Annotated in this window: 18 protein-coding genes; 10 read left to right on the top strand and 8 right to left on the bottom strand. The window is 46.8% G+C overall.

Translation table 11 applies throughout. From position 1 onward, the window contains the following. Nucleotides 1–10: 10 nt before the first annotated feature. Nucleotides 11–742, bottom strand: a complete 732-nt coding sequence (locus QUB39_RS06590) for a response regulator transcription factor (RefSeq protein ID WP_333052527.1) — start codon at nucleotides 740–742, stop codon at nucleotides 11–13. 595 nt (nucleotides 743–1,337) lie between these two features. Here QUB39_RS06590 and QUB39_RS06595 point away from each other — a divergent pair. After that, the gene (locus QUB39_RS06595; protein WP_332985209.1) at nucleotides 1,338–1,586 is read left to right on the top strand and encodes a DUF6761 family protein; all 249 of its coding nucleotides are present in this window, start codon (nucleotides 1,338–1,340) and stop codon (nucleotides 1,584–1,586) included. Between the two features lie 417 nt (nucleotides 1,587–2,003). On the opposite strand, the gene grxD is transcribed toward QUB39_RS06595, so the two are convergent. The 3 genes from grxD to QUB39_RS06610 all read right to left on the bottom strand — a co-directional run bounded on the left by grxD (nucleotide 2,004) and on the right by QUB39_RS06610 (nucleotide 3,455). Further along, the gene (gene grxD / locus QUB39_RS06600) at nucleotides 2,004–2,327 is read right to left on the bottom strand and encodes a Grx4 family monothiol glutaredoxin (protein WP_190657705.1); all 324 of its coding nucleotides are present in this window, start codon (nucleotides 2,325–2,327) and stop codon (nucleotides 2,004–2,006) included. A gap of 201 nt (nucleotides 2,328–2,528) precedes the next feature. After that, a complete protein-coding gene (locus QUB39_RS06605; RefSeq protein WP_333052524.1) occupies nucleotides 2,529–2,789 on the bottom strand; it encodes a BolA family transcriptional regulator in 261 nt (86 codons plus the stop codon). Between the two features lie 42 nt (nucleotides 2,790–2,831). Beyond that, nucleotides 2,832–3,455, bottom strand: a complete 624-nt coding sequence (locus QUB39_RS06610) for a hypothetical protein (protein ID WP_333052522.1) — start codon at nucleotides 3,453–3,455, stop codon at nucleotides 2,832–2,834. Nucleotides 3,456–3,555: 100 nt separating this feature from the next. Here QUB39_RS06610 and QUB39_RS06615 point away from each other — a divergent pair, with 100 nt between their 5' ends. The 3 genes from QUB39_RS06615 (at nucleotide 3,556) to QUB39_RS06625 (ending at nucleotide 6,721) form a co-directional block, all read left to right on the top strand. Next, entirely contained in the window at nucleotides 3,556–3,753 is a 198-nt protein-coding gene (locus tag QUB39_RS06615) for a hypothetical protein (protein WP_333208411.1), read from the top strand. 31 nt (nucleotides 3,754–3,784) lie between these two features. After that, the gene (locus QUB39_RS06620; protein ID WP_333208412.1) at nucleotides 3,785–4,183 is read left to right on the top strand and encodes a transcriptional regulator; all 399 of its coding nucleotides are present in this window, start codon (nucleotides 3,785–3,787) and stop codon (nucleotides 4,181–4,183) included. Between the two features lie 210 nt (nucleotides 4,184–4,393). Beyond that, entirely contained in the window at nucleotides 4,394–6,721 is a 2,328-nt protein-coding gene (locus tag QUB39_RS06625) for a S8 family serine peptidase (RefSeq protein WP_333485037.1), read from the top strand. An 88-nt stretch (nucleotides 6,722–6,809) separates the two neighbouring features. Here QUB39_RS06625 and QUB39_RS06630 read toward each other — a convergent pair whose 3' ends face one another. Both QUB39_RS06630 and QUB39_RS06635 read right to left on the bottom strand, forming a co-directional pair. Next, on the bottom strand, nucleotides 6,810–7,541 hold the full coding sequence (locus QUB39_RS06630) for a WecB/TagA/CpsF family glycosyltransferase (RefSeq protein ID WP_333052515.1): 732 nt from the start codon (nucleotides 7,539–7,541) through the stop codon (nucleotides 6,810–6,812). Between the two features lie 206 nt (nucleotides 7,542–7,747). Next, nucleotides 7,748–7,885: a hypothetical protein gene (locus tag QUB39_RS06635; protein ID WP_333038037.1), complete on the bottom strand. Its 138-nt coding sequence runs from the start codon at nucleotides 7,883–7,885 to the stop codon at nucleotides 7,748–7,750. Nucleotides 7,886–7,996: 111 nt separating this feature from the next. Between QUB39_RS06635 and QUB39_RS06640 the strand changes: the two genes are divergently transcribed. Beyond that, nucleotides 7,997–11,206: a glycoside hydrolase family 15 protein gene (locus QUB39_RS06640; RefSeq protein WP_333485038.1), complete on the top strand. Its 3,210-nt coding sequence runs from the start codon at nucleotides 7,997–7,999 to the stop codon at nucleotides 11,204–11,206. A gap of 155 nt (nucleotides 11,207–11,361) precedes the next feature. After that, nucleotides 11,362–12,252 carry a hypothetical protein gene (locus tag QUB39_RS06645; protein WP_333208415.1) on the top strand — a complete coding sequence of 297 codons (891 nt, stop codon included), beginning with the start codon at nucleotides 11,362–11,364 and terminating at the stop codon, nucleotides 12,250–12,252. 80 nt (nucleotides 12,253–12,332) lie between these two features. Here the strand turns inward: QUB39_RS06645 and hisB are convergent, their stop codons facing one another. Further along, a complete protein-coding gene (gene hisB / locus QUB39_RS06650; protein ID WP_333102034.1) occupies nucleotides 12,333–12,971 on the bottom strand; it encodes an imidazoleglycerol-phosphate dehydratase HisB in 639 nt (212 codons plus the stop codon). A gap of 409 nt (nucleotides 12,972–13,380) precedes the next feature. Continuing rightward, entirely contained in the window at nucleotides 13,381–14,157 is a 777-nt protein-coding gene (fabI, locus tag QUB39_RS06655; RefSeq protein WP_333140249.1) for an enoyl-ACP reductase FabI, read from the bottom strand. Nucleotides 14,158–14,486: 329 nt separating this feature from the next. Here fabI and ntcA point away from each other — a divergent pair, with 329 nt between their 5' ends. The 4 genes from ntcA (at nucleotide 14,487) to QUB39_RS06675 (ending at nucleotide 19,515) form a co-directional block, all read left to right on the top strand. Then, nucleotides 14,487–15,152 (top strand): global nitrogen regulator NtcA, encoded by a 666-nt coding sequence (gene ntcA / locus QUB39_RS06660; RefSeq protein WP_333272220.1) that lies wholly within the window; start codon nucleotides 14,487–14,489, stop codon nucleotides 15,150–15,152. A 77-nt stretch (nucleotides 15,153–15,229) separates the two neighbouring features. Next, the gene (locus QUB39_RS06665) at nucleotides 15,230–16,921 is read left to right on the top strand and encodes a DUF3084 domain-containing protein (protein ID WP_333052501.1); all 1,692 of its coding nucleotides are present in this window, start codon (nucleotides 15,230–15,232) and stop codon (nucleotides 16,919–16,921) included. A gap of 360 nt (nucleotides 16,922–17,281) precedes the next feature. Further along, nucleotides 17,282–18,415 carry a formylglycine-generating enzyme family protein gene (locus tag QUB39_RS06670; RefSeq protein ID WP_333052498.1) on the top strand — a complete coding sequence of 378 codons (1,134 nt, stop codon included), beginning with the start codon at nucleotides 17,282–17,284 and terminating at the stop codon, nucleotides 18,413–18,415. Nucleotides 18,416–19,119: 704 nt separating this feature from the next. After that, entirely contained in the window at nucleotides 19,120–19,515 is a 396-nt protein-coding gene (locus tag QUB39_RS06675) for a pre-16S rRNA-processing nuclease YqgF (protein WP_333052493.1), read from the top strand. Nucleotides 19,516–19,548: the final 33 nt, after the last annotated feature.

Below are 19,548 nucleotides of genomic sequence, written 5' to 3' on the forward strand. Positions count from 1 at the left end.
CGATCGCAGTTTAAGAAAGCACCGCCCTGGGCACTGGTGAATGTTGATTGGCATTATTTAACAACTCCAGATTCAGTCGGTAGCCGACATTGCGTACAGTTTGAATCAAGCTCGGCTGTCGCGGGTCGATTTCGATTTTTTTACGCAGAGAGAGTACGTGAGTGTCGATCGTCCGGGGGTTATCAATCGCATCAGGCCAGGCCCGACGCAGCAAATCCGAGCGCGACAGCGGCACTCCTCCAGCTTGAGCTAGCACGTACAGCAGGCTAAATTCCTGGGGAGTCAGCTCAATATGTTCCTCGTACAACCTGACTCGGCGCTGCACCAAATCAATTTTCAGCAGCCCGCACTCCAGCGTCGCCGGCGGTAGCATCGTGCGGTTGCGGCGCATCAGAGCTTCCACCCTGGCCATAAACTCTTGCATCCCAAAGGGTTTAGTCAGGTAATCGTCTGCCCCCGCCTTCAAACCTTCAACAATATCCGATTCCGAATTCCGCGCCGACAGCATCAAAATCAGCGACTGCTGCTGCTGTTGTAGCCAGTTGCAAAATTCCAAACCGTCCCCATCGGGCAATTGGGCATCCAGAATGACTAGGGTTGGCTGGCGGCTGAAAAATATTTCCCTAGCGTGACTGATATCCGCTGACTGGTGCACCCAGTGACCGACTTGCTGTAGATGCCAGCCCAAGAGCGATCGCAGGTGCGGATTCCCTTCAACAATTGAAATACTTGCAGATTCCACAGAGGCGAGCTTCCCATATCACTAATTGCTACAAGGTTAACAGAGCTTTTGTCAAGCTTTTGTAACCATCGCTACTCAAGCATGAGCTGCGTTTAAAGCAGCGGACATACCTAGGGTAGGAATTTTAAAGATTGGGTTAATTTGGCAGGGTCAGCCTGCAGAAAGGTTAAATCATTCTGGCGATGAGCTTACAATGAAAATAGGACAGTGTAAAGCCGATCGATCCCATGCCCCAACCGCCTGCCAAAAGCGATCCCCCCGACCCAGCCCCCAATTCCAGGAGGTTGACAAATCGCGCAAGTGAAACTAGAATTCCTCCAACCGTTCGCTCGGTAGCCGGAACACTCAGCCACTTTGACCGTCAAATTCAGCCACATCCCGACTCAATTAAACGCACAGCGAATTATCTAGGTGCGCGCAAAAAGTCGAGCAACTGCATTGCAACGAGTGAAATTTTTTATGGAGGGTAGCCTGTTGAGCAGGGTAAAAACTTTTATTTAGAAATAGCTTCAAGCTGAGCCACTCAGCATCAATCGAGGCCATTCCTAAATCCCGCCGTCATTATACAAACCACAAAGGATTTCAAACTCACACCATGCTACAAGACACCCAAACAATCCGGCACTACCAAAAACTCACCGACGCCCTCGTCGAAATGTGGAATAGAGGTTATCGCTTTGATGACCTGCGGCTTTACTTAGACGGCTATTTAGCAGCCCTGCGGCACTCCAACAGTTTGGAACCCTATCTGATTCACAGACTAGAGGAAGAAGCAGCCCGTTACATTCACGACCCCTCCAATTTTGCAATGCCACAGACCCAAACTGAAGCAGACTACTATTAAATAGCAAATTCGGTTTGATAAACCCTTGATGATTTGGGAATGGGGAATGGGGAATTGGGAATTGGGAATTGGGAATTTTAACTGGTTCCCCGGCTATGCCTCGGAACCGATGTCCACAGGCTCGGCCTCGCTTTGGGAGCCTAAAAATTCGATGCCTAGCCTACTGCATTGCGTTCCTAGGCTTTGCCTGGTAACGAATAATTACAGCACTTTCCAGGTAAGTGAAGTACAGAGAAACCGGGTTTCTTGAATAAAACCGGTTTCTGGCGAGAAATCCAGAAGAAACCCGGTTTCTGGGGTGTACTTTATCAACCTGGAATCCGCTGTAAGTAAATTAACTTAATTCAAAGTAAAACGCGATTGCTGTTATTTCCCCGACTTCTTAAAGAAGTCGGGGAAATGTTTTTTCTGTCTAATTTAAGAAGCCAAAGCCACTTCCACAACTTCTTGCAATTCGCCCTTTTGATACATCTCGATCATAATATCCGAGCCACCAATAAACTCGCCGTTGATATAAACTTGAGGAATTGTCGGCCAGTTGGAATACTCTTTAACGCCTTGACGAATTTCCTGGTCTGCTAAAACATCAACAGTTTCGTAAGGCACTCCCAAAGTATTGAGAATTTGCACCACAGTATTAGAAAAACCGCACTGGGGCATTAACTTATTGCCCTTCATAAACACCATGATTTTGTTTTGCTTAACCAACTCGTCAATTCTTTGATGTGCTGTTGTACTCATGGTAGGTCCTAATATTGTTTGAAAATTTTTCAACGTTGACTGACGCAGAAACCGGGTTTTTTAGGAAAATCTTTCGTTACAGCCATAGATTCCGGTTAAAAAACCCGGTTTCTTTGGTTTTTGTGGGTAAGTGCAGCAGTTGTATTTCAAGCAACTATTGACACAAGCACAAACTTGTGATACCCAATTGCCGCTCAACAATTAAGCAGCTTGACTTTTCGCTTCCCATTCTGCAGGAGTTAAGGTTTCCAAGCCCAAAGCGTGGATGGCTTCACTAGCCATTGCCTGTTTGAGAGCGCCGTATACCAGTTGGTGCTGCTGTACTCGGCTTTTTCCTTCAAAGGCTGCAGAGACGACTCTCGCCTGGTAGTGGTCACCGCCACCGGTCAAATCGTCAACTTGTATTTTAGCGTCGGGCAACCCTGCCTTAATCATTTCTGCTACTTGAGACGGTGTAACCATTGGTTTCTCTGATAAACGGCTGTAATTTAGATTTTAGTGGAACTATTTGTTAGACGATCGCGGTTGACTGCTGGCAGGTCGGGGAAAGGGCGAATCCACAAAACCCAATTCCAGTAACTGCTGGTAAGCTTTCTTGCCCAAGTCGCGAGTTGGCTGCTGCGATCGAATAATCTGAATCAGCAGGGGCACAGCCAGTTCGGGCTTATTTTGGGCCCGGTGTACCAACGCCAGCCGGTAGGTGGCTTCGTCGCGCATTTGGGCTGTTTCTACAGCTTTGGTGCGGTGGCTTTCCGCCAAGCGGATGTCAATTCCGGCAAAACTGCTACCCAGTTGTTGGTAGAAGTTGGACAGTTGATTGAAAATTTGGCGGGATTCTTGGAGTTTTTGAGTAGCCAGTGCGTAATTCTGAGAGGAAATAGCACTGCTGGCTTCTGTCATCAAACGCTGGCCTCCTGGGACGCTCAGCAGACTGCTGTCTTGCGTCAGAGGGCGAAGATTGTTGGGGTCTGTGGGGTCGTCGGCGGGCTCGATTTGCTGTTGGTTCTCTGGCCCAGAAGGTTGTTGTGCTTGGACTTGGATCGGTTGCAACAGGGTAAAAGCTGCGATCGCCCCGATCGTAATCCGGGCAGTGGAGCGAAGCCAGCAAACAGTTCCAGAGTATACCATGAAATTACTTTGCGCCTATGCGCTTTAAAAAAATATTTAGCTTGAGCCGATCTTACCATTGGCGATCGCAACCGGCTAAGTGTAAACCAAATTTGTTGAAATGTCAAAGGGTGGGCGATCGATTTTGGATTTTAGATTTTGGATTTTAGATTTTGGATTGAACAAGGAAATCGCGGGGGATTGGACAGATCCCGGCAATCTAGTCCGGGACGCAGAAACCGGGTTTTTTTACCTAAATACTGCATTTGAGGCTTTAAACCTGGTAAAAAACCCGGTTTCTTTGGTATTTGATGCGTAAGTCCCGATCTAATTCAACAATCGAACGCACCATGAATATGGCAATTGAAAGAACAGCTTACGGTCAACTGCTGGCTAAATCTCAGCCTAAGCCAATCCTGAACGAAGAAGATAATGATCTTGCCCTCGCAGAAGTCGATTTTCTGATGTCTAAGGAAGAATTAACAGTAGAAGAAGAAACTTTACTGAGTCTCTGGGGGCTGTTGATCGAAGAATACGAATCAAAATATTACCCAATTCCAGAAGCGACTCCCCAGGATGTTCTATTGCATCTCATGGAAGTTCGCGAACTCAAACAAGCCGATTTGGTGGGTGTGATTGGTTCCAAAGGAGTAGTCTCTGAGGTGGTTAATGGTAAACGGGCGATTAGCAAAGCCCAAGCTAAGGCGCTGGGAGAATTTTTTAATGTTAATCCTAGCGTGTTTATTTGAGCGTGTTTATCTGAAAAACTCGCTGATATCGAAAAAGACTCGGCGGTTGAAACCGCTAGCAACGCGATCGCACAAACTAAGTCCGACGCGGACTGATGGAAAAACTACCGCTGTTAGTTACAGATTCAAACCCCTCATAGCAAAAACCTCCCTGACAGCTTATAAATATGTTTGATAAATCTACATCAAAATCAAACAGGAACATTTCTGATGGTACAACCAAGCAAACCCACCTCCGAGACTCTCCAAAACTATCAAGGAATTGGAGTTCCCGATGAAAGTCTCCCACTGATTTTGCAGCGCGGCGGCGATGAATTGCTGCTGTCAAAAGCGGACGATCGCTTTACAGTCCGCCCCTCACCAACAGCATCAGCCTCAAACGATTGGGCTGCAACAACTGGGGCAAAACTCAACCGCCGCGTCGGCCAAAGTAATCTCGAAGAATATCTCGTTTCAGCCGATCGCCTAGAAGCAGCAATGCAAACAGCGCGCGCCAGCGATGCCGTAGCTTTTGCCAGCCACGTCTATTGCCCCGCGAACAATCCCAGTACATTCTTTTATTTAACCGACCAAATTACCATTCAATTTGGCGAACAAGTAGACGAAGAATCGCGAAAGGCGATCGCCAATGCAGCAGCTTTAAAAATAGTCCGGCCAGTAGAAGGAATTCCCAACACCTTCGTCTGCTTCGTCACCAAACAAGCAACAGAAAACCCGGTCAAAATTGCCAACCGCCTGACAAGATATCCAGAAGTTCTCGTAGCAGAACCCAACATTTTAGTAGAGACGCAGCAGCATTACACGCCCCGCGATCCGCTTTATCCCAAACAGTGGTATCTCAACAACAAAGGCGGCAAGGAACTTGTCGGCGGTGCTCAAATTTATGCAGAACCAGCTTGGAACCTGACTCGCGGAGTTCGATCGATCGTAATTGCGATCGCCGACGATGCAGTTGACATCACCCACCCGGATTTTCAAGCCCAAGGCAAAATCGTCTCACCCATCGATTTCAAAGAGGGCGACACTTCCCCGATGCCAGTCGCCGACTCAGACAACCACGGCACAAGTTGTGCCGGCGTCGCCGTTGCTGAAGAAAACGGCAAAGGCATTGTCGGCGTCGCCCCCGGATGCGCCCTGATGCCCATTCGTACCACGGGTTTTCTCGATGACGATTCTGTCGAAAAAATATTTAATTGGGCGATCGAAAAAGGTGCCGCCGTCATTTCTTGCAGTTGGGGGCCTGTGGCAGTTTACTATCCCCTTTCCCTGCGGCAGAGTGCCGTTATCACCAAAGCAGCAACCCAAGGGCGGGGCGGCAGAGGCTGCGTTATTCTGTTCGCTGCCGGCAATGCCAACCGCCCAGTCAACGGCACAATTAACGAGAAAGGCTGGCCCAACAACGTCCTGGGCGGTCAAACTAGATGGCTGGCAGGATTTGCCGTCCACCCCGACGTAATTGCCGTCAGCGCTTCCACTTCCCTCAACAAAAAAGCAGCCTACAGCAATTGGGGCACCAGCATCTCGGTTTGCGCCCCCAGCAACAACGCGCCGCCGGGAACTTGGTTGCCAGAAACCGGATTTATCGGCACGCCGCCGGAGGTGACGCAGTATTTGCCCGGTTTGGGGGTGTTTACTGCCGATCGAGTGGGCAATCGGGGCTACGACTGGGGGGACTATACTGATACTTTTGGCGGTACTTCCAGCGCCACTCCAGTAGTCGCTGGGGTTGCAGGGTTGATACTTTCGGCTAACCCCCGTTTGACGGCGCGGGAAGTGCGGGGAATTCTCGAACAAACTGCTGAGAAAATTGTCGATCCCGATCCCGATCCCCAGTTGGGCAATCGCATGGGAAATTACGATCCTAACAACGGCCGCAGCGATTGGTTTGGTTACGGGAAAGTGAATGCTTTTAAAGCTGTGCAAGCTGCGGTGAGAAAGGGCGGCGGCAATCCGAATATCGGGGGTACAGTGTTCAGCGATATTTCTGGACATTGGGCACAGAAGTTTATTGAAGCTTTGGCTGCGGCGAATATAATTAGCGGTTTTCCTGACGGTTCTTTTAGGCCTGATGACAGTTTAAACCGTGCTCAATATGCGGCGCTGTTGGTGAGTGCGTTTAGTCCGATTCCGAGGGTGCCGGCTACAAATTTTATTGATGTTTCTGCTACTTTTTGGGCGAGAAGTGCGATCGAACGGGCAAATCGGGGGGGGTTTTTGGCGGGGTTTCCGGGGTTGAAGTTCGGCCCGAATCAGAATTTAACTAAGGCTGATGCGATCGTGTCTTTGGTTAACGGTTTGGAACTTAAGGGCGGCAATCCTGATACTTTGAAAGTTTACACCGATCGCTCTCAAATTCCTAATTATGCTTTAAGTGCGATCGGCACAGCAACTGCTTTGAAGATTGTGGTTAATTATCCTTCCCGCGATTGGCTTTCGCCGCTGCGGGACATTACCCGCGGTGAGATTTCGGCTTTGATTTACCAGACTTTGGTGGCGATTAATCGGGCAAAGGCGATCGATTCTCCTTACATTGTTTAATCGCGATCGGTTCGTAGTGAGGACTGAATTCCTGATAATTTTATGAGGACTTTAGTCCTCACTACAAACCTATTTTATTGTGGCATTTTTAAGCTCGAAAATCCCCCAAAGCTTTCAAGGCAAATTGTGGCAAAGCCAACATCCTCCGCCACCGCCAAGGTTCTTGATAAAGCCGATACAACCATTCTAAATGATTGTCGCAAAACCAAGCAGGGGCGCGAGTTTTTTTGCCCGCCCAAATATCAAAACTGCCGCCAACTCCCACCCAAATCGAATCAGGACAAAGATGCCGGTGTTCGGCAATCCAAAACTCTTGGCGCGGCACTCCCAAGCCCACAAAAATCAGTTTTGGCTGCATTTCTTTCAAGCTTTGATCCAAGTCTTTTTGTTCGTGTGGCGAGAGATATCCATGCTGAGAAACAATCGACAATCCCTTAACTTTTTGCTGCCAATTTTCTGCTGCCGCCTCCGCAATTCCGGGGTGACCTCCGAAGAAAAATATTGATTCAGAATTCGGCAAGTTTCCGGCAGCTTCTAACAGCGATTCTGCTAATTCAATCCCCGGATAGCGCTGTGCCGGTTTGCCACGCAGCCGCAAGTACAACACCACTCCCGAACCGTCGGGAATCACGAGTTCCGCTTTGCGGATTACATCTGCTAAGGCCTGATTTTGCTCGGCTTGCATGGCCATTTCAGCATTCAAAGTCACCACATGACTTCCTAACCCTTGATGCAGACGCTCCATCAGCCAACCTGCATAATCATCTAATATGTGAACTGGTAGTCCCAGCACTGAAAATTGCGGGCGCGATCGATCCATATTTTTTTCTTTGAGATTCCTACACACCTAGTTATTTAAATTAGCTTAGATTGGCGATCGACGCTAGACCAGTTTTGGTCGCAAAAAACCCGGTTTGTGCCACCCAGAGTCTGTTAAGTCATCGTTCGGTGGCCCAGAAACCGGGTTTTTGTAAGCGACGAGTCGCGCAAGTTCATTAGAGTTTGCCCGCCAAGTGCGATCGAGCATTAGCGTTCGATTTTTTTGACAGAGCCGTCTGCGTACCATTCCATGGGTACTAGCTCAATTTTACCATTAATTTTCACTGTGGAGTAGACAACTTTCACGAAAGGAACGCTGTTGTTATTGTGGTTTTGCGTAGACATGGCAATTACCTTTTTGTGTTTAGATAACTTGAGAAATGATCTAATCTCTGATATATTTAAAAGTCTATTCACCCCAATTCGGCTCGCATCAGGAAAAACAAGGAAAACGAAATGGCGATCGCAAAAAACCAGCGGCAAACCAGGTTAGATTATTACTACGAGCAAATCAAAACCATCATCCTCAAGCGCCAGAACCCAATTACTGGTTTGCTGCCCGCGAGTACCGCCGTTAACGCCCACGGCGACTACACCGATGCCTGGGTGCGCGACAACGTGTACAGCATTCTCGCGGTTTGGGGTTTGGGTTTAGCTTACCGCAAAATTGATGGAGATCAGGGCAGGACATTTGAACTCGAACACAGCACAGTCAAACTGATGCGCGGCTTGCTGTTTGCGATGATGCAGCAATCGAGCAAAGTAGAACGTTTTAAAAATACTCAGTCGCCGCTAGACGCCCTGCACGCTAAATACAATACTCAAACGGGAAGTATTGTTGTCGGTGATGACCAGTGGGGACATTTACAGTTAGACGCTACATCTATATTCTTATTAATTCTTGCTCAAATGACGGCTTCCGGGCTGCACGTAATTTTTACAATTGATGAAGTCAATTTCGTGCAAAATTTAGTTTACTACATCGGTAGAGCCTACCGCACGCCGGATTACGGAATTTGGGAAAGAGGTCATAAAATTAATCGCGGCAATGCAGAATTGAACGCCAGTTCAGTTGGCATGGCAAAAGCAGCGCTGGAAGCAATAAATGGGTTGGATTTGTTCGGGATTAAAGGTTCTCAAGCATCGGTGATTCACGTTTTGCCAGACGAAATTGCCCGAAGTCGCATAACTTTGGAATCGCTTTTGCCTCGCGAATCTAGCTCAAAAGAAGTAGATGCCGCTTTATTGAGCGTGATTAGCTTTCCGGCTTTTGCTGTGGAAGATCGAGAATTAATAGAACGGACTCGAAATAAGATTATTGACAAATTGCAAGGAAATTACGGCTGCAAGCGGTTTCTGCGGGACGGACACCAAACAGTGTTGGAAGATGCCGATCGCCTGCACTACGAACCCACAGAATTAAGGCAGTTCGAGCACATTGAATGCGAGTGGCCGCTATTTTTCACTTATTTGCTCTTGGACGGCATATTTCAGGGAAATCAAGCCCAAGTGCAAGAGTACCAGCAGCGTTTGGAATCTTTAGCAGTCGATCGATCTGGTTTGCCACTACTACCAGAATTGTACTACGTCCCCGCCGAAAATATAGAAGCAGAAAAGCTAAATCCCAGCAGCCAGCAGCGCTTACCCAATGAAAATATTCCCCTAGTTTGGGCCCAAAGTCTGTATTTTCTCGGTCAATTGCTAAATGAAGGATTAATCGCAGTGGGCGATATCGATCCGCTGGGAAGGCATCTGTCAGTGGACCAACACAGAGAACCTTTAGTGCAAATTGCACTGTTAGCTGAAGACGAAGATTTGCAAGCAGAATTAGCCGCTAACGGCATTGCCGCGCAAACCCCAAAACAGGTAGAACCTATTCAAGTCCGCCAGACTAAAGAATTATCAGCTATTTACACGCAAATTGGACGAAACGACCAATTAGGCTTAACCGGCCGCCCCGTGCGCCGTTTGCGGAGTTTAACAACTTCTCGGGTGTTTAAAATTCGCGAAGAGGCGATCGTATTTCTTCCCTCATTTTTGAACAGACAAGAGTTTTACTTAACTTTAGATTACCATTTTTTAGTAGCTCAAATCAAGAGCGAAATAGCTCACATTCACCGCCACTGGTATCAGTTGGGACGCCCTACGGTAACGCTGATGCTGACTCACACGATGCTGGAAACCGGTCGGGAAGTGTTGTTAGAATTAATGAAGGAATTCCGGGATGGACACTGTAACAATACGCCAGTTAAACTTGGAAATATTAAGCAGTTAATGCTGACCGCTGGCACGGAGAGAATTGATTTCATGCACGATTTTGAATTCACAGAATCTCCAGTTACAGGTGCAGTCGAAACTCCCAGATATCTCGGTTACAATCCTGAAAAAACTTGGCCTCTGGGTCATACGCAAGAATTTAAATTAGAGTGCGAAACTAATACTCAATTTTTGCTGACTAGCCTGCGCGAATCAGAAAATTTGTACGAACAAATTGAGCTGCTGCACACCTTGGTTCGCCTCAAAGGGTTAAACTTTGATACAGGATTTGGAGGGGCGGAAGAAACAGTTAAAGTTGTGGATTTGCTCAACGAAGTTTATACAAAAGCTGGAGAAAGTTCGCAATCAAAAATCCAATGGGCAGTCATCCGCCATGCCGCAGGTTTGCTGGACAAAGTTGATATCAGCTTATCCGATGCGGTGACAGATATTTTGGTGCGACAAAAACAGATTGCTGTGGGGAAAGCTTACAGCGAAGATTCGATAATTTCGAGACCCGGATCTTATACGGAAGTGATGGACAAAATTCGCCAATTCTGTGGAGAAGATATTCGCGATCGAGTTCTCACCCAAGAAATTCTCATCTACCTTGGCCTGCTAATTAAAGCCGAACCGCAGTTATTTAAAGGCCTGCTGACGCTGAGAGTTAGCTACTTTATTTTGCTGCTGACTAGCGAGTTTGCCCGCGAATTGGGAGTTACGCAAAATGAAGCTTACGAACATTTAATGCAGCTAAGCCCCTTTGAAATCAAAAATCGCCTGCGCCAAGTGTTGACGGAATACGAGGAAATGAATCAAATCCTCAAACAGCAAGAATCCCTGCGCGTCAAACAGCCGGAAAAAGATATTGAATGGGTAGTAGCGCCAGTTTCTGAAGAACCAACAATGCCTGGGGGAGGATGGCGTCGGAAGCGGCAGATGGAAGGTACTGTCAATCGCGTACCGAAGGATTTTTATCCGAGTGTTTGGGGACTGCTGCGGCACTGCAAAGGCTTGATAATTGGCGACAAATTAGAGCGGCGCAATCGGTTAGATAGCCATATCATTTTATCGGAAATGACACCAGGCGAAAAGAATTTTGCGCTACAAATCGAGCATTTGCTGAATAAGATTGTGGCGCCGGAATACCGGCAAGTAAATATTGAGGCGCTGATGGAGTTGGCCGCGATCGCCCAGCGCAACCCAGAATTGCAAGTAGAAGAATACATCGTTTTAGATGTATTAGTCGGTCACGCAGTGCGGCTGAATTGGCAAGGAAAACACCCGGAAAGAGCCGATAAATACGACGAAGATAAAGCGGCGGCTTGGCAAGCTTTTTACAATACTTCGCCTTACGTTTGCGCGAGTCATGTACTCGATGCTTTCAGATTCTTGACAAAGTTTGGATAGATTGAGGGCGGGTGGTTAATACAAGTCTCGATTGACCTGTTTGTAGTAAGGACTTCAGTCCTTTCATTGCCAACTCATCAGCAAAGACTTTTGTCCTAACTACAAATCTATTCCACTTTTCCAACAAGTCTAGTCAATTCAAGATAGAAAAAATTATGATGAATGTTTCTACAATAGCAGATAACAACGTTGCGATTCAGTTGTCGATCGAAGAAGTAGAATTTTTCCTGCAACTTGTTCAGGAAGTGCAACAGGTAATACCAAATAGTTTTACAACAAGAGTGAATACCTCTCCCAGACAAGCTAGAGGTTTTTTTGAATCTATTCTTCAAGATATTAAACAGTCCGGTGAAAGCTTGATGAATATTAGCTTTTTGTTTCAGGAAATATGTCTATTGCAGAACTTATTGAATGAAGCTTGTCACGCGATAGTCATCAATGATTTTGAAATAAAATTAGGGAAGTCTCAACAAGAAGCAAAAGAACTTTTAGAGTGGGTGTGTAATGTGACAAAAGAGATGGAAGCTCTTAAGGAAGCCAGAAGAACTTCATATATGCCCTCTCCTTCAAATCTACCGAAACTAAAGGAGGCGAATAAATGTTGCCTTGAGGCTGACGGATACCTGATTACTTTTTATATAAGAAAACTTCTGTCTTCTAAAAATGTTGTTAATCTATTTATCGTCTTAAAGATTGGCACCACTCAGCTTGTTGCATTTTCCATTAGTTCTGCGCCCAAACCAATTGAGGTTGAAGATTTATGCGCTCTTATCAAAACCTTTGAACAATACATTGAACTTTCTGACCAAGAGTTTGCAGCTTTAGAAAGCCCTTTTCAAATTTTTAATAGTAGCATTTTTCAATTGCATACTTTAGAAACAGATATTACCTCAGACAATGAAAAGTATGCTATTGTGAATTTTATGCTACCTTTAGCGAATTCTAGACATAGCATTGTGAAACCTTTTATAGGTGTTAAAGGAGCCGTTACTTTCAGAAATATTTGTAGCTTTACCTCATCAATGCGAAAGATATTAACTGAGTAATGCTCAAAAATCACAGAGTAATAGGGCTATTTTAATTTACAAGTTCGTAGTAGCGCCCAAACGCTACTGCAAACCCCATACTACAAAACTCCTTTAGAACTCGGAATCCGACTGGCGCGCCTGGGATCGATTTCTACCGCCATCCGCAGAGCTCGCGCAAATGCCTTAAACGCCGCTTCTACAATGTGATGAGAATTTCCGCCCTGCAACTGTCGAATGTGCAGTGTCATTTGAGTGTGGTTCACCACCGCCGAAAAAAACTCTCTCACTAATTCAGTATCGTAAGTGCCGATCCGCTGGTTGGGAATTTCCAAGCTGTAACTTAAGTGAGGGCGTCCCGAAAAATCTAGCACTACCTCAATTAAAGCTTCATCGAGAGGGGCGATGAAATGTCCGAAGCGAGAAATGCCCGATCGATCCCCGACAGCTTTTGCTAGGGCTTGGCCCAAGGTAATTCCCACATCTTCGTTCGTGTGGTGGTCGTCAATCTCCAAATCCCCGATCGCCTGCACGTCCAAATCGATCAATCCGTGAGAAGCAATCTGGTGCAACATATGGTCTAAAAATGGAATCCCCGTAGACGCTTTGCAGGTTCCCACACCGTCTAGATTGAGGCTGGCCGTGACATCCGTTTCTAGTGTCGTGCGTTTCACCAGGGCGGCCCTAGCTGGTTGAACTGAATTTGCAGGAGGAAGAGAAGGGCGATCGATTATTTCCATAATTCGCAATTGGTCATTCATTAGTTATTGATAATTAGTAATTTGAGAACGGGATTTTTTTAGTGTTGAGTCTCAAGCAAGGGGCGGGTTGTGCATACAACTGACATCAGACACCTGCAGTCAATCAAGGGATTTTTGGTGGGTGGGGGCGGGTTTATTTAACCTGTCTGTCACCGGAGAAACTTTTTGGTGAACCCGCCCCTACAGGTTCTTGAAAATGGTGCAAGAAGATGCTAGTGGGTGGGGGCGGGTTTATTTAACCTGTCTGTTACCGGAGAAAGTTTTTGGTGAACCCGCCCCTACAGGTTCTTGAAAATGGTGCAAGAAGATGCGAGATCAAACTTACTTGTTAAAGTTAAAGTTTATTGTCTAAACCCGCCCCTACATAACTCTAAATTCTCGACAACTGTTACATTCCCATGATTTCGTAACCGGCATCGACATACAAAATTTGACCCGTAATTCCGCTAGCGAGATTGCTGCACAGAAAAGCCGCAGCATTTCCCACTTCCTGCTGAGTCACCGTCCGCCGCAGCGGGGCCACTTCCTCAACGTGGTGGATCATGTCCAGAATACCGCCAACTGCTGACGAAGCCAGAGTCCGAATCGGGCCAGAAGAAATCGCATTTACCCGAATATTTAACGGGCCCAGTTCAGCAGCCAGATAACGAACATTCATTTCCAAAGCCGCCTTAGCAATTCCCATCACATTATAGTTAGGAACTACCCGGACGCCGCCCAAATAAGTCAGGGTCACAATACTGCCACCCTCGGCCATCAGCGGTTTAGCAGCAGCACAAAGCCGCACCAGCGAGTAAGCGCTAATATCCAAAGCATTGGAGAAACCTTGGCGCGAAGTGTTGGTGAAGTCTCCCGAAAGTTCGTCCTTGCCGGCAAAAGCCAGACAGTGGATCAGGACATCTAACTTGCCCCACTTGTCGGCGATGGTTTTAAAAGTAGACTCAATTTCGCTCTCGTCTTGGACATTGCAGGGCAAATACAGACTGGGATTGAGCGGTTCCACCAGTTCAGCGACTTTACGCTCGTGCTTGCCTTTCTCGTCCTTCAAATAAGTTATGCCGAGGTTGGCCCCAGCTTTGTGGAGCTGCTGAGCGATGCCCCAGGCGATCGAGCGATTGTTGGCAATGCCCGTAACAAGAGCATTTTTTCCGGTCAAATCTATCATCTGTATTTCTTCTAGAAGCAACTTGCACCGTTCTCATTGGCTCTATGCGACAACCCCGCCAGTTTAGACACAACTGATTCAGATTTAACTGATTCAGACACAATTGAGACACAATTGAGACACAATTGATATTAATTTTGCTGTGGAGCTACATGGGGGCGGAATTGAAAAAGTTAAGAGAAGGGCTAGATTTAATCATACAGCGTGTGTTTACCTTAATATTAGATGGAAGTAACCGAATCCTTGCATATTGGAGGTTGGGAAGTATATTTACTCAATAAGGTTAATCGGCAAGTTATAAAGTATTGATTAGTACAAAGGATCTAGTCGTGACGCATGATAGACCGCTAGCAGCCGTGTTCCGCCAAATCAGCGGCGGGGCGTTTCCACCCATTGTGGAAACCTTTGAACGGGGCAAGACAATTTTTTTCCCTGGAGACCCGGCTGAGCGCGTCTACGTTCTCATTAGAGGTGCTGTGAAGCTCTCCAGGGTTTACGAAGCAGGGGAAGAAATTACAGTCGCCCTCCTGCGCGAAAATAGCGTATTTGGGGTGCTGTCTCTGATTACGGGACACCGATCGGACAGGTTTTACCACGCGGTAGCCTTTACGCCGGTGGAATTGATCTCGCTGCCGATCGAACAAGTCGAGAAAGCGCTCAAGGAAGACCCGGAACTGTCGATGGTGATGCTGCGGGGACTGTCGTCTCGGATTTTGCAAACCGAGATGATGATTGAAACGCTGGCGCACCGAGATATGGGTTCGAGACTCGTCAGCTTTTTGCTGATTCTGTGCCGGGATTTTGGCGTGCCGGGGGCTGAGGGGATTACGATAGATTTGAAGCTGTCCCACCAGGCGATCGCCGAAGCGATCGGCTCGACGCGGGTAACGGTGACTCGTTTGCTGGGCGATCTCAGGCAAGAAACCATGATCTCGATCCACAAGAAAAAGATCACAGTCCACAACCCGGTGGCCCTAAGCCAGCAATTCACTTGATGCCGAGAAAGTATAGGATTTTGGATTTTGGATTTTAGATTCAATCCAAAATCCAAAATCCAAAATCTAAAATCGGAATGACTGCTGGATACATCCTGGTATTTGTAATTTTAGTGTTGGGGGGTGTGATCGCCACTGTCAGCGATCGCCTTGGGACGAAAGTTGGCAAGGCAAGATTGAGCTTGTTCAAACTTCGCCCCCGCGATACTGCTGTTGTTGTGACAGTGATGGCTGGCAGCATCTTGTCAGCACTGACTCTGGGCATTTTGTTTGCTACTAGCAAGCCGCTGCGAACGGGAGTTTTTAGAATAGACGAGATTCAAAAAAGGCTCAACAACGCCCGCAGAGAAATCAACCAAGCCACTCAAGAAAAAAATCGAGTTGAAACTGAATTAGCTCAAGCCAGAGCCGCTCAAGCGCAAGCTAGAGCCAATTTAGAGCAAATAAATCAATCCCTCCAAGCAGCTAATGCTGAGCAAGCTCTGACGCAAACAAAATTAAACTCGCTGCGGGCCCAGCTCAACAGCGTGCAAGCAGCTAAGTCTAAAACTGAAGAGCAGTTAAGTCAGGTAGAAGCGGCTAAATCTAAGACAGAAGAACAGCTCAGGAGCGTGGAAGCAGCTAAATCCCGCACCGAAGAACAATTGAAACTGGTGGAAACGATTCGATCGACTACACAAGCTCAGCTCGATCGCACCCAGAACCAATTGAAAACAGTTTCTGCTCAAAAAACGGCTTTAGGATCGGAAATCGCCCAACTGCAAGAGGAACGGCAACAGTTAATCGAGCAGCGAGAGCAGGTAAAAACTCAAATTGCCCAGCGAGACGCAGAAATTGCCAAGCGAGACGCAGAAATTGCCCAGCGGGACAAGGAAATTGTCGATCGCAACGAACTAATTGCCCAGCGAGACAAGGAAATTGCCCAGCGAATGCAAAATCTCGCCGAGCGCGATCGAACTATTATCGAGCGCGACAAAGTAATTGCCGAGAGGGAAGCACTGTTAGAAACCTTGGCACAGCAACAAGCTCAACTCGAACAGCAACAAACTGTCTTGCAGCAGCAAGTGCAAATTTTGGAACGCGACTTTCAGGCAATCCGCGAGGGTACAGTTGCTATCAGGCGCGGTCAAATTTTAGCTGCTGGCGTGGTTCGCATTATTGAACCCGGTATGGCGAGTCGCGCGATCGATCGGCTTTTGCAAGAAGCAAATAAAACCACCGTCGGACTGATGCAGCCGGAAAATACCAAGGTTAGGGATCAGGTTATTCAAATTACTAAAGCAGAAATCGATCAACTAATTAGTCAGATTAAAGACGGTCAAGACTACGTGGTGCGAATTGTTGCCGGCGCTAATTACCTGCGGGAAGAAAAGCTAATTAAGGTATTTGCAGAAGCAGAAATCAATCGAGTTGTGTTCCGCGCTGGAGATGTGATTGCAGGGGTTGCTGTCGATCCGGTGACTTTGACTGACGAACAGGTGCGGCAGCAGTTGCTGCAATTGATAGAAGCTTGTCAATTTCGCGCTCGCCTAATCGGCGTTGTCGGCGGTAGAGTTCAAGTGGCCGACAGTCAGATTGAAACTTTAGCTGGTTTTATCGAGCGATTGCAGCAGTACGAGAAACCGCTGGACGTTCAGGCGATCGCGGCAGATGTCACTTACATCGCCGGCCCGCTTAAAATAGATTTAGTTGCTCGTGAAAACGGAGTCGTTGTTTTTCGCACCGGACAACAAAAAGCTGGCCCAGGAGATTTGAAAGTTAAAAAATAAGTGCGATCGACATATCGAATTTGATGAAAAATTTTGGGCGATCGAATGACAATTTTGCTTGACATTTTCGCGCTATTGACATATCATTAAATCATGGGAATCCGTGCCGCCATATATATAGCAATCGTAGGGTGCGTCGCCACCAAAAATCTGGAAGCACCACCAACAATCTCACAGCGACGCACCGCACCCAATTAGTAGGGTGTGTCGCCACCAAAAATCTGGAAGCACCACCAATAATCTAACAGCGACGCACCGCACCGCTAAGAGCGCAAAGAAAGAAACTAAGAATCGAACCCTGAGATATTGACATCACAAAACAAAATTTTGCTCAATTAAAATGCAGGATCGTGCGGTGTAATGTCAGACAATCAAAATCAACCCAGAGAATACGATGCCGTCCGTGGCGGTCAAAATTCAATTCCTGTCAATGCTGCGGTACTCGGAGGCATTCCTGGTGTTAAAAGCCGATTAGCCTCACCCATTGTCGAAGTGAGAATCGCCGCCCTCTCCGAAGCACTCAAATATGGAGAAGCTGGCTTAGATGTGATAATGCAAGCTTTGCGCGAGGAATCAATGCAGGTGAAACTTGCTGCCTATTCACTCCTGAAAGATAGAGATGATTTAAAGATAAAACCGCAGTTTCAAGACTATCTCCCTACATTTGAATTTGATGTCATCACAGTGGATGCTGAAGGAAAAGAAAACAGTCGTAGAAAGTATGCGGCTCATTACTTCCCGGAAGACTTAGGTAATGGAGTTGTGCTCGAAATGGTTTACATTCCCGGAGGCACATTTATGATGGGTTCGCCAGAAACAGAGCGAGATAGAAAAGATAAGGAAAGTCCGCAGCATCAAGTAACATTACCAGCTTTTTATGCAGGAAAATACCCCCTCACCCAAGCACAGTACCAAGCAGTTATGGGAAATCATCAATCGGAGTTTAGAGGTGAAAAACTTCCTGTAGAAAACGTAAGCTGGAATCAGGCTGTAGAATTCTGCCGGAAACTTTCTGAAAAAACAGGCAAGATTTATCGCTTACTTTCGGAAGCAGAATGGGAATATGCTTGTCGCGCCGGAACTATAACACCTTTCTATTTTGGCGAGACAATTACCACGGATTTAGTTAATTATAACGGTTATCAACCCTATGGTGCAGCGCCCGAGGGACTTGTTCGCAGACAAACGATAGATGTAGGGAGTTTTGGCCCGAATGCCTTTGGACTTTATGATATGCACGGTCAGGTCAGCGAATGGTGCAGCGATAAGGTGCACATTAACTATGACGGCGCACCGATTGACGGAAGTTCTTGGGAAACTGGAACAAGTAGTGGCGGAGTGCTGCGTGGAGGTTCGTGGAGGAGCGGTGCGGTCAATTGCCGTGCTGCCTTCCGCAGCTTCTTCCCTCGGCGCTACTCGGGCTTTTTGGGCCCGTGCAGGGGTTTTCGTGTAGCGGTTGCTTTGGCTGTCCCTTTCTCCCTGTCTTATCTGTGAGGACTCTTCTTGACTCTTTAGCCCTTTTCCCTGTTTCCTGTTTACCCTCTTGCGCCCGCTTTAATTTTTTTTTTTTGCACTCATCTTTGCACCCGATTCAAGATAGTAGGGTGCGTCGCCATCAGTAATTTGCAAATCAAATCGACAATCTCACAGCGACGCACCGCCTGCACAGAGGTGAGAGAAACCGGGTTTTTTCGATAAATCCAAACTGGGAAGCAAATATTGTGGCAAAAACCCGGTTTCTGATTTGTGCGCGTTGCTGTGAGAAACCGGGTTTTTTCGATAAATCCAAACTGGGAAGCAAATATTGTGGCAAAAACCCGGTTTCTGATTGCTGCGGGGGGCAAAAGAAACCGGGTTTTTTCGATAAATCCAAACTGGGAAGCAAATATTGTGGCAAAAACCCGGTTTCTGATTGCTGCGGGGGGGCAAAAGAAACCGGGTTTTTTCGATAAATTAAAACTGGAAGTAAAGATTATGGCAAAAACCCGGTTTCTGATTTTAGACATTATATGGCCGCAGGGATTCCCATGATGATATAATATGTCAATCCTGCAAAAAAGTCAAGCAAAATAAGTACGATCGCCCGCAAAGATTTTGAGACATTCAAGAATGCAAGTATCAGATTAGATATAGGTTGGCGATTGAGTTGACTGGCGCTCGATCGCAACTACAAACTTATTAACACAGGACTCATAAATATGATTTTAGGTTTCGATCCAGGTAAAGACAAATGCGGCATAGCTGTAATGGGTAGAGATAAGAAGGTCTGCTACCATCAAGTTGTGCTGTCGGAAGCAGCGATATCTACTATTCAATCTTTGTGCGAACAGTTTCCCATTGAGTTATTGGTAATCGGAGATCAAACGACTTCTAAGAGTTGGAAACAAAAACTGACGCAGAGTTTGTCGCCAGCGCTCAAAATTGTTCAGGTGGACGAGAGGTACAGCAGTTTAGAAGCGAGGGAACGCTACTGGCAAATGTACCCTCCCACGGGACTTTCGCGCTTGATTCCCCAGGGAATGCGGACGCCACCGAAGCCAGTGGACGATATTGTGGCGATCGTCTTGATTGAGAGATATTTGAACAAAAGTTAGTCAATCTTATAACCGTTACCATTGATTCTCTTG

Source organism: Microcoleus sp. AT8-B5, from assembly GCF_036705565.1.
Taxonomy (GTDB): Bacteria; Cyanobacteriota; Cyanobacteriia; order Cyanobacteriales; family Microcoleaceae; genus Microcoleus.

Coding starts and splice junctions, on each gene's coding strand:
- fabI (WP_333140249.1), bottom strand. CDS start 14,157: ATGATAGATTTGACCGGAAAAAATGCTCTTGTTACGGGCATTGCCAAC.
- QUB39_RS06665 (WP_333052501.1), top strand. CDS start 15,230: ATGACTGCTGGATACATCCTGGTATTTGTAATTTTAGTGTTGGGGGGT.
- QUB39_RS06605 (WP_333052524.1), bottom strand. CDS start 2,789: ATGGTTACACCGTCTCAAGTAGCAGAAATGATTAAGGCAGGGTTGCCC.
- QUB39_RS06675 (WP_333052493.1), top strand. CDS start 19,120: ATGATTTTAGGTTTCGATCCAGGTAAAGACAAATGCGGCATAGCTGTA.
- QUB39_RS06645 (WP_333208415.1), top strand. CDS start 11,362: ATGATGAATGTTTCTACAATAGCAGATAACAACGTTGCGATTCAGTTG.
- QUB39_RS06625 (WP_333485037.1), top strand. CDS start 4,394: ATGGTACAACCAAGCAAACCCACCTCCGAGACTCTCCAAAACTATCAA.
- hisB (WP_333102034.1), bottom strand. CDS start 12,971: ATGGAAATAATCGATCGCCCTTCTCTTCCTCCTGCAAATTCAGTTCAA.
- QUB39_RS06595 (WP_332985209.1), top strand. CDS start 1,338: ATGCTACAAGACACCCAAACAATCCGGCACTACCAAAAACTCACCGAC.
- QUB39_RS06630 (WP_333052515.1), bottom strand. CDS start 7,541: ATGGATCGATCGCGCCCGCAATTTTCAGTGCTGGGACTACCAGTTCAC.
- grxD (WP_190657705.1), bottom strand. CDS start 2,327: ATGAGTACAACAGCACATCAAAGAATTGACGAGTTGGTTAAGCAAAAC.
- QUB39_RS06670 (WP_333052498.1), top strand. CDS start 17,282: ATGTCAGACAATCAAAATCAACCCAGAGAATACGATGCCGTCCGTGGC.
- QUB39_RS06615 (WP_333208411.1), top strand. CDS start 3,556: ATGTCAAAGGGTGGGCGATCGATTTTGGATTTTAGATTTTGGATTTTA.
- QUB39_RS06610 (WP_333052522.1), bottom strand. CDS start 3,455: ATGGTATACTCTGGAACTGTTTGCTGGCTTCGCTCCACTGCCCGGATT.
- QUB39_RS06635 (WP_333038037.1), bottom strand. CDS start 7,885: ATGTCTACGCAAAACCACAATAACAACAGCGTTCCTTTCGTGAAAGTT.
- QUB39_RS06620 (WP_333208412.1), top strand. CDS start 3,785: ATGAATATGGCAATTGAAAGAACAGCTTACGGTCAACTGCTGGCTAAA.
- QUB39_RS06640 (WP_333485038.1), top strand. CDS start 7,997: ATGGCGATCGCAAAAAACCAGCGGCAAACCAGGTTAGATTATTACTAC.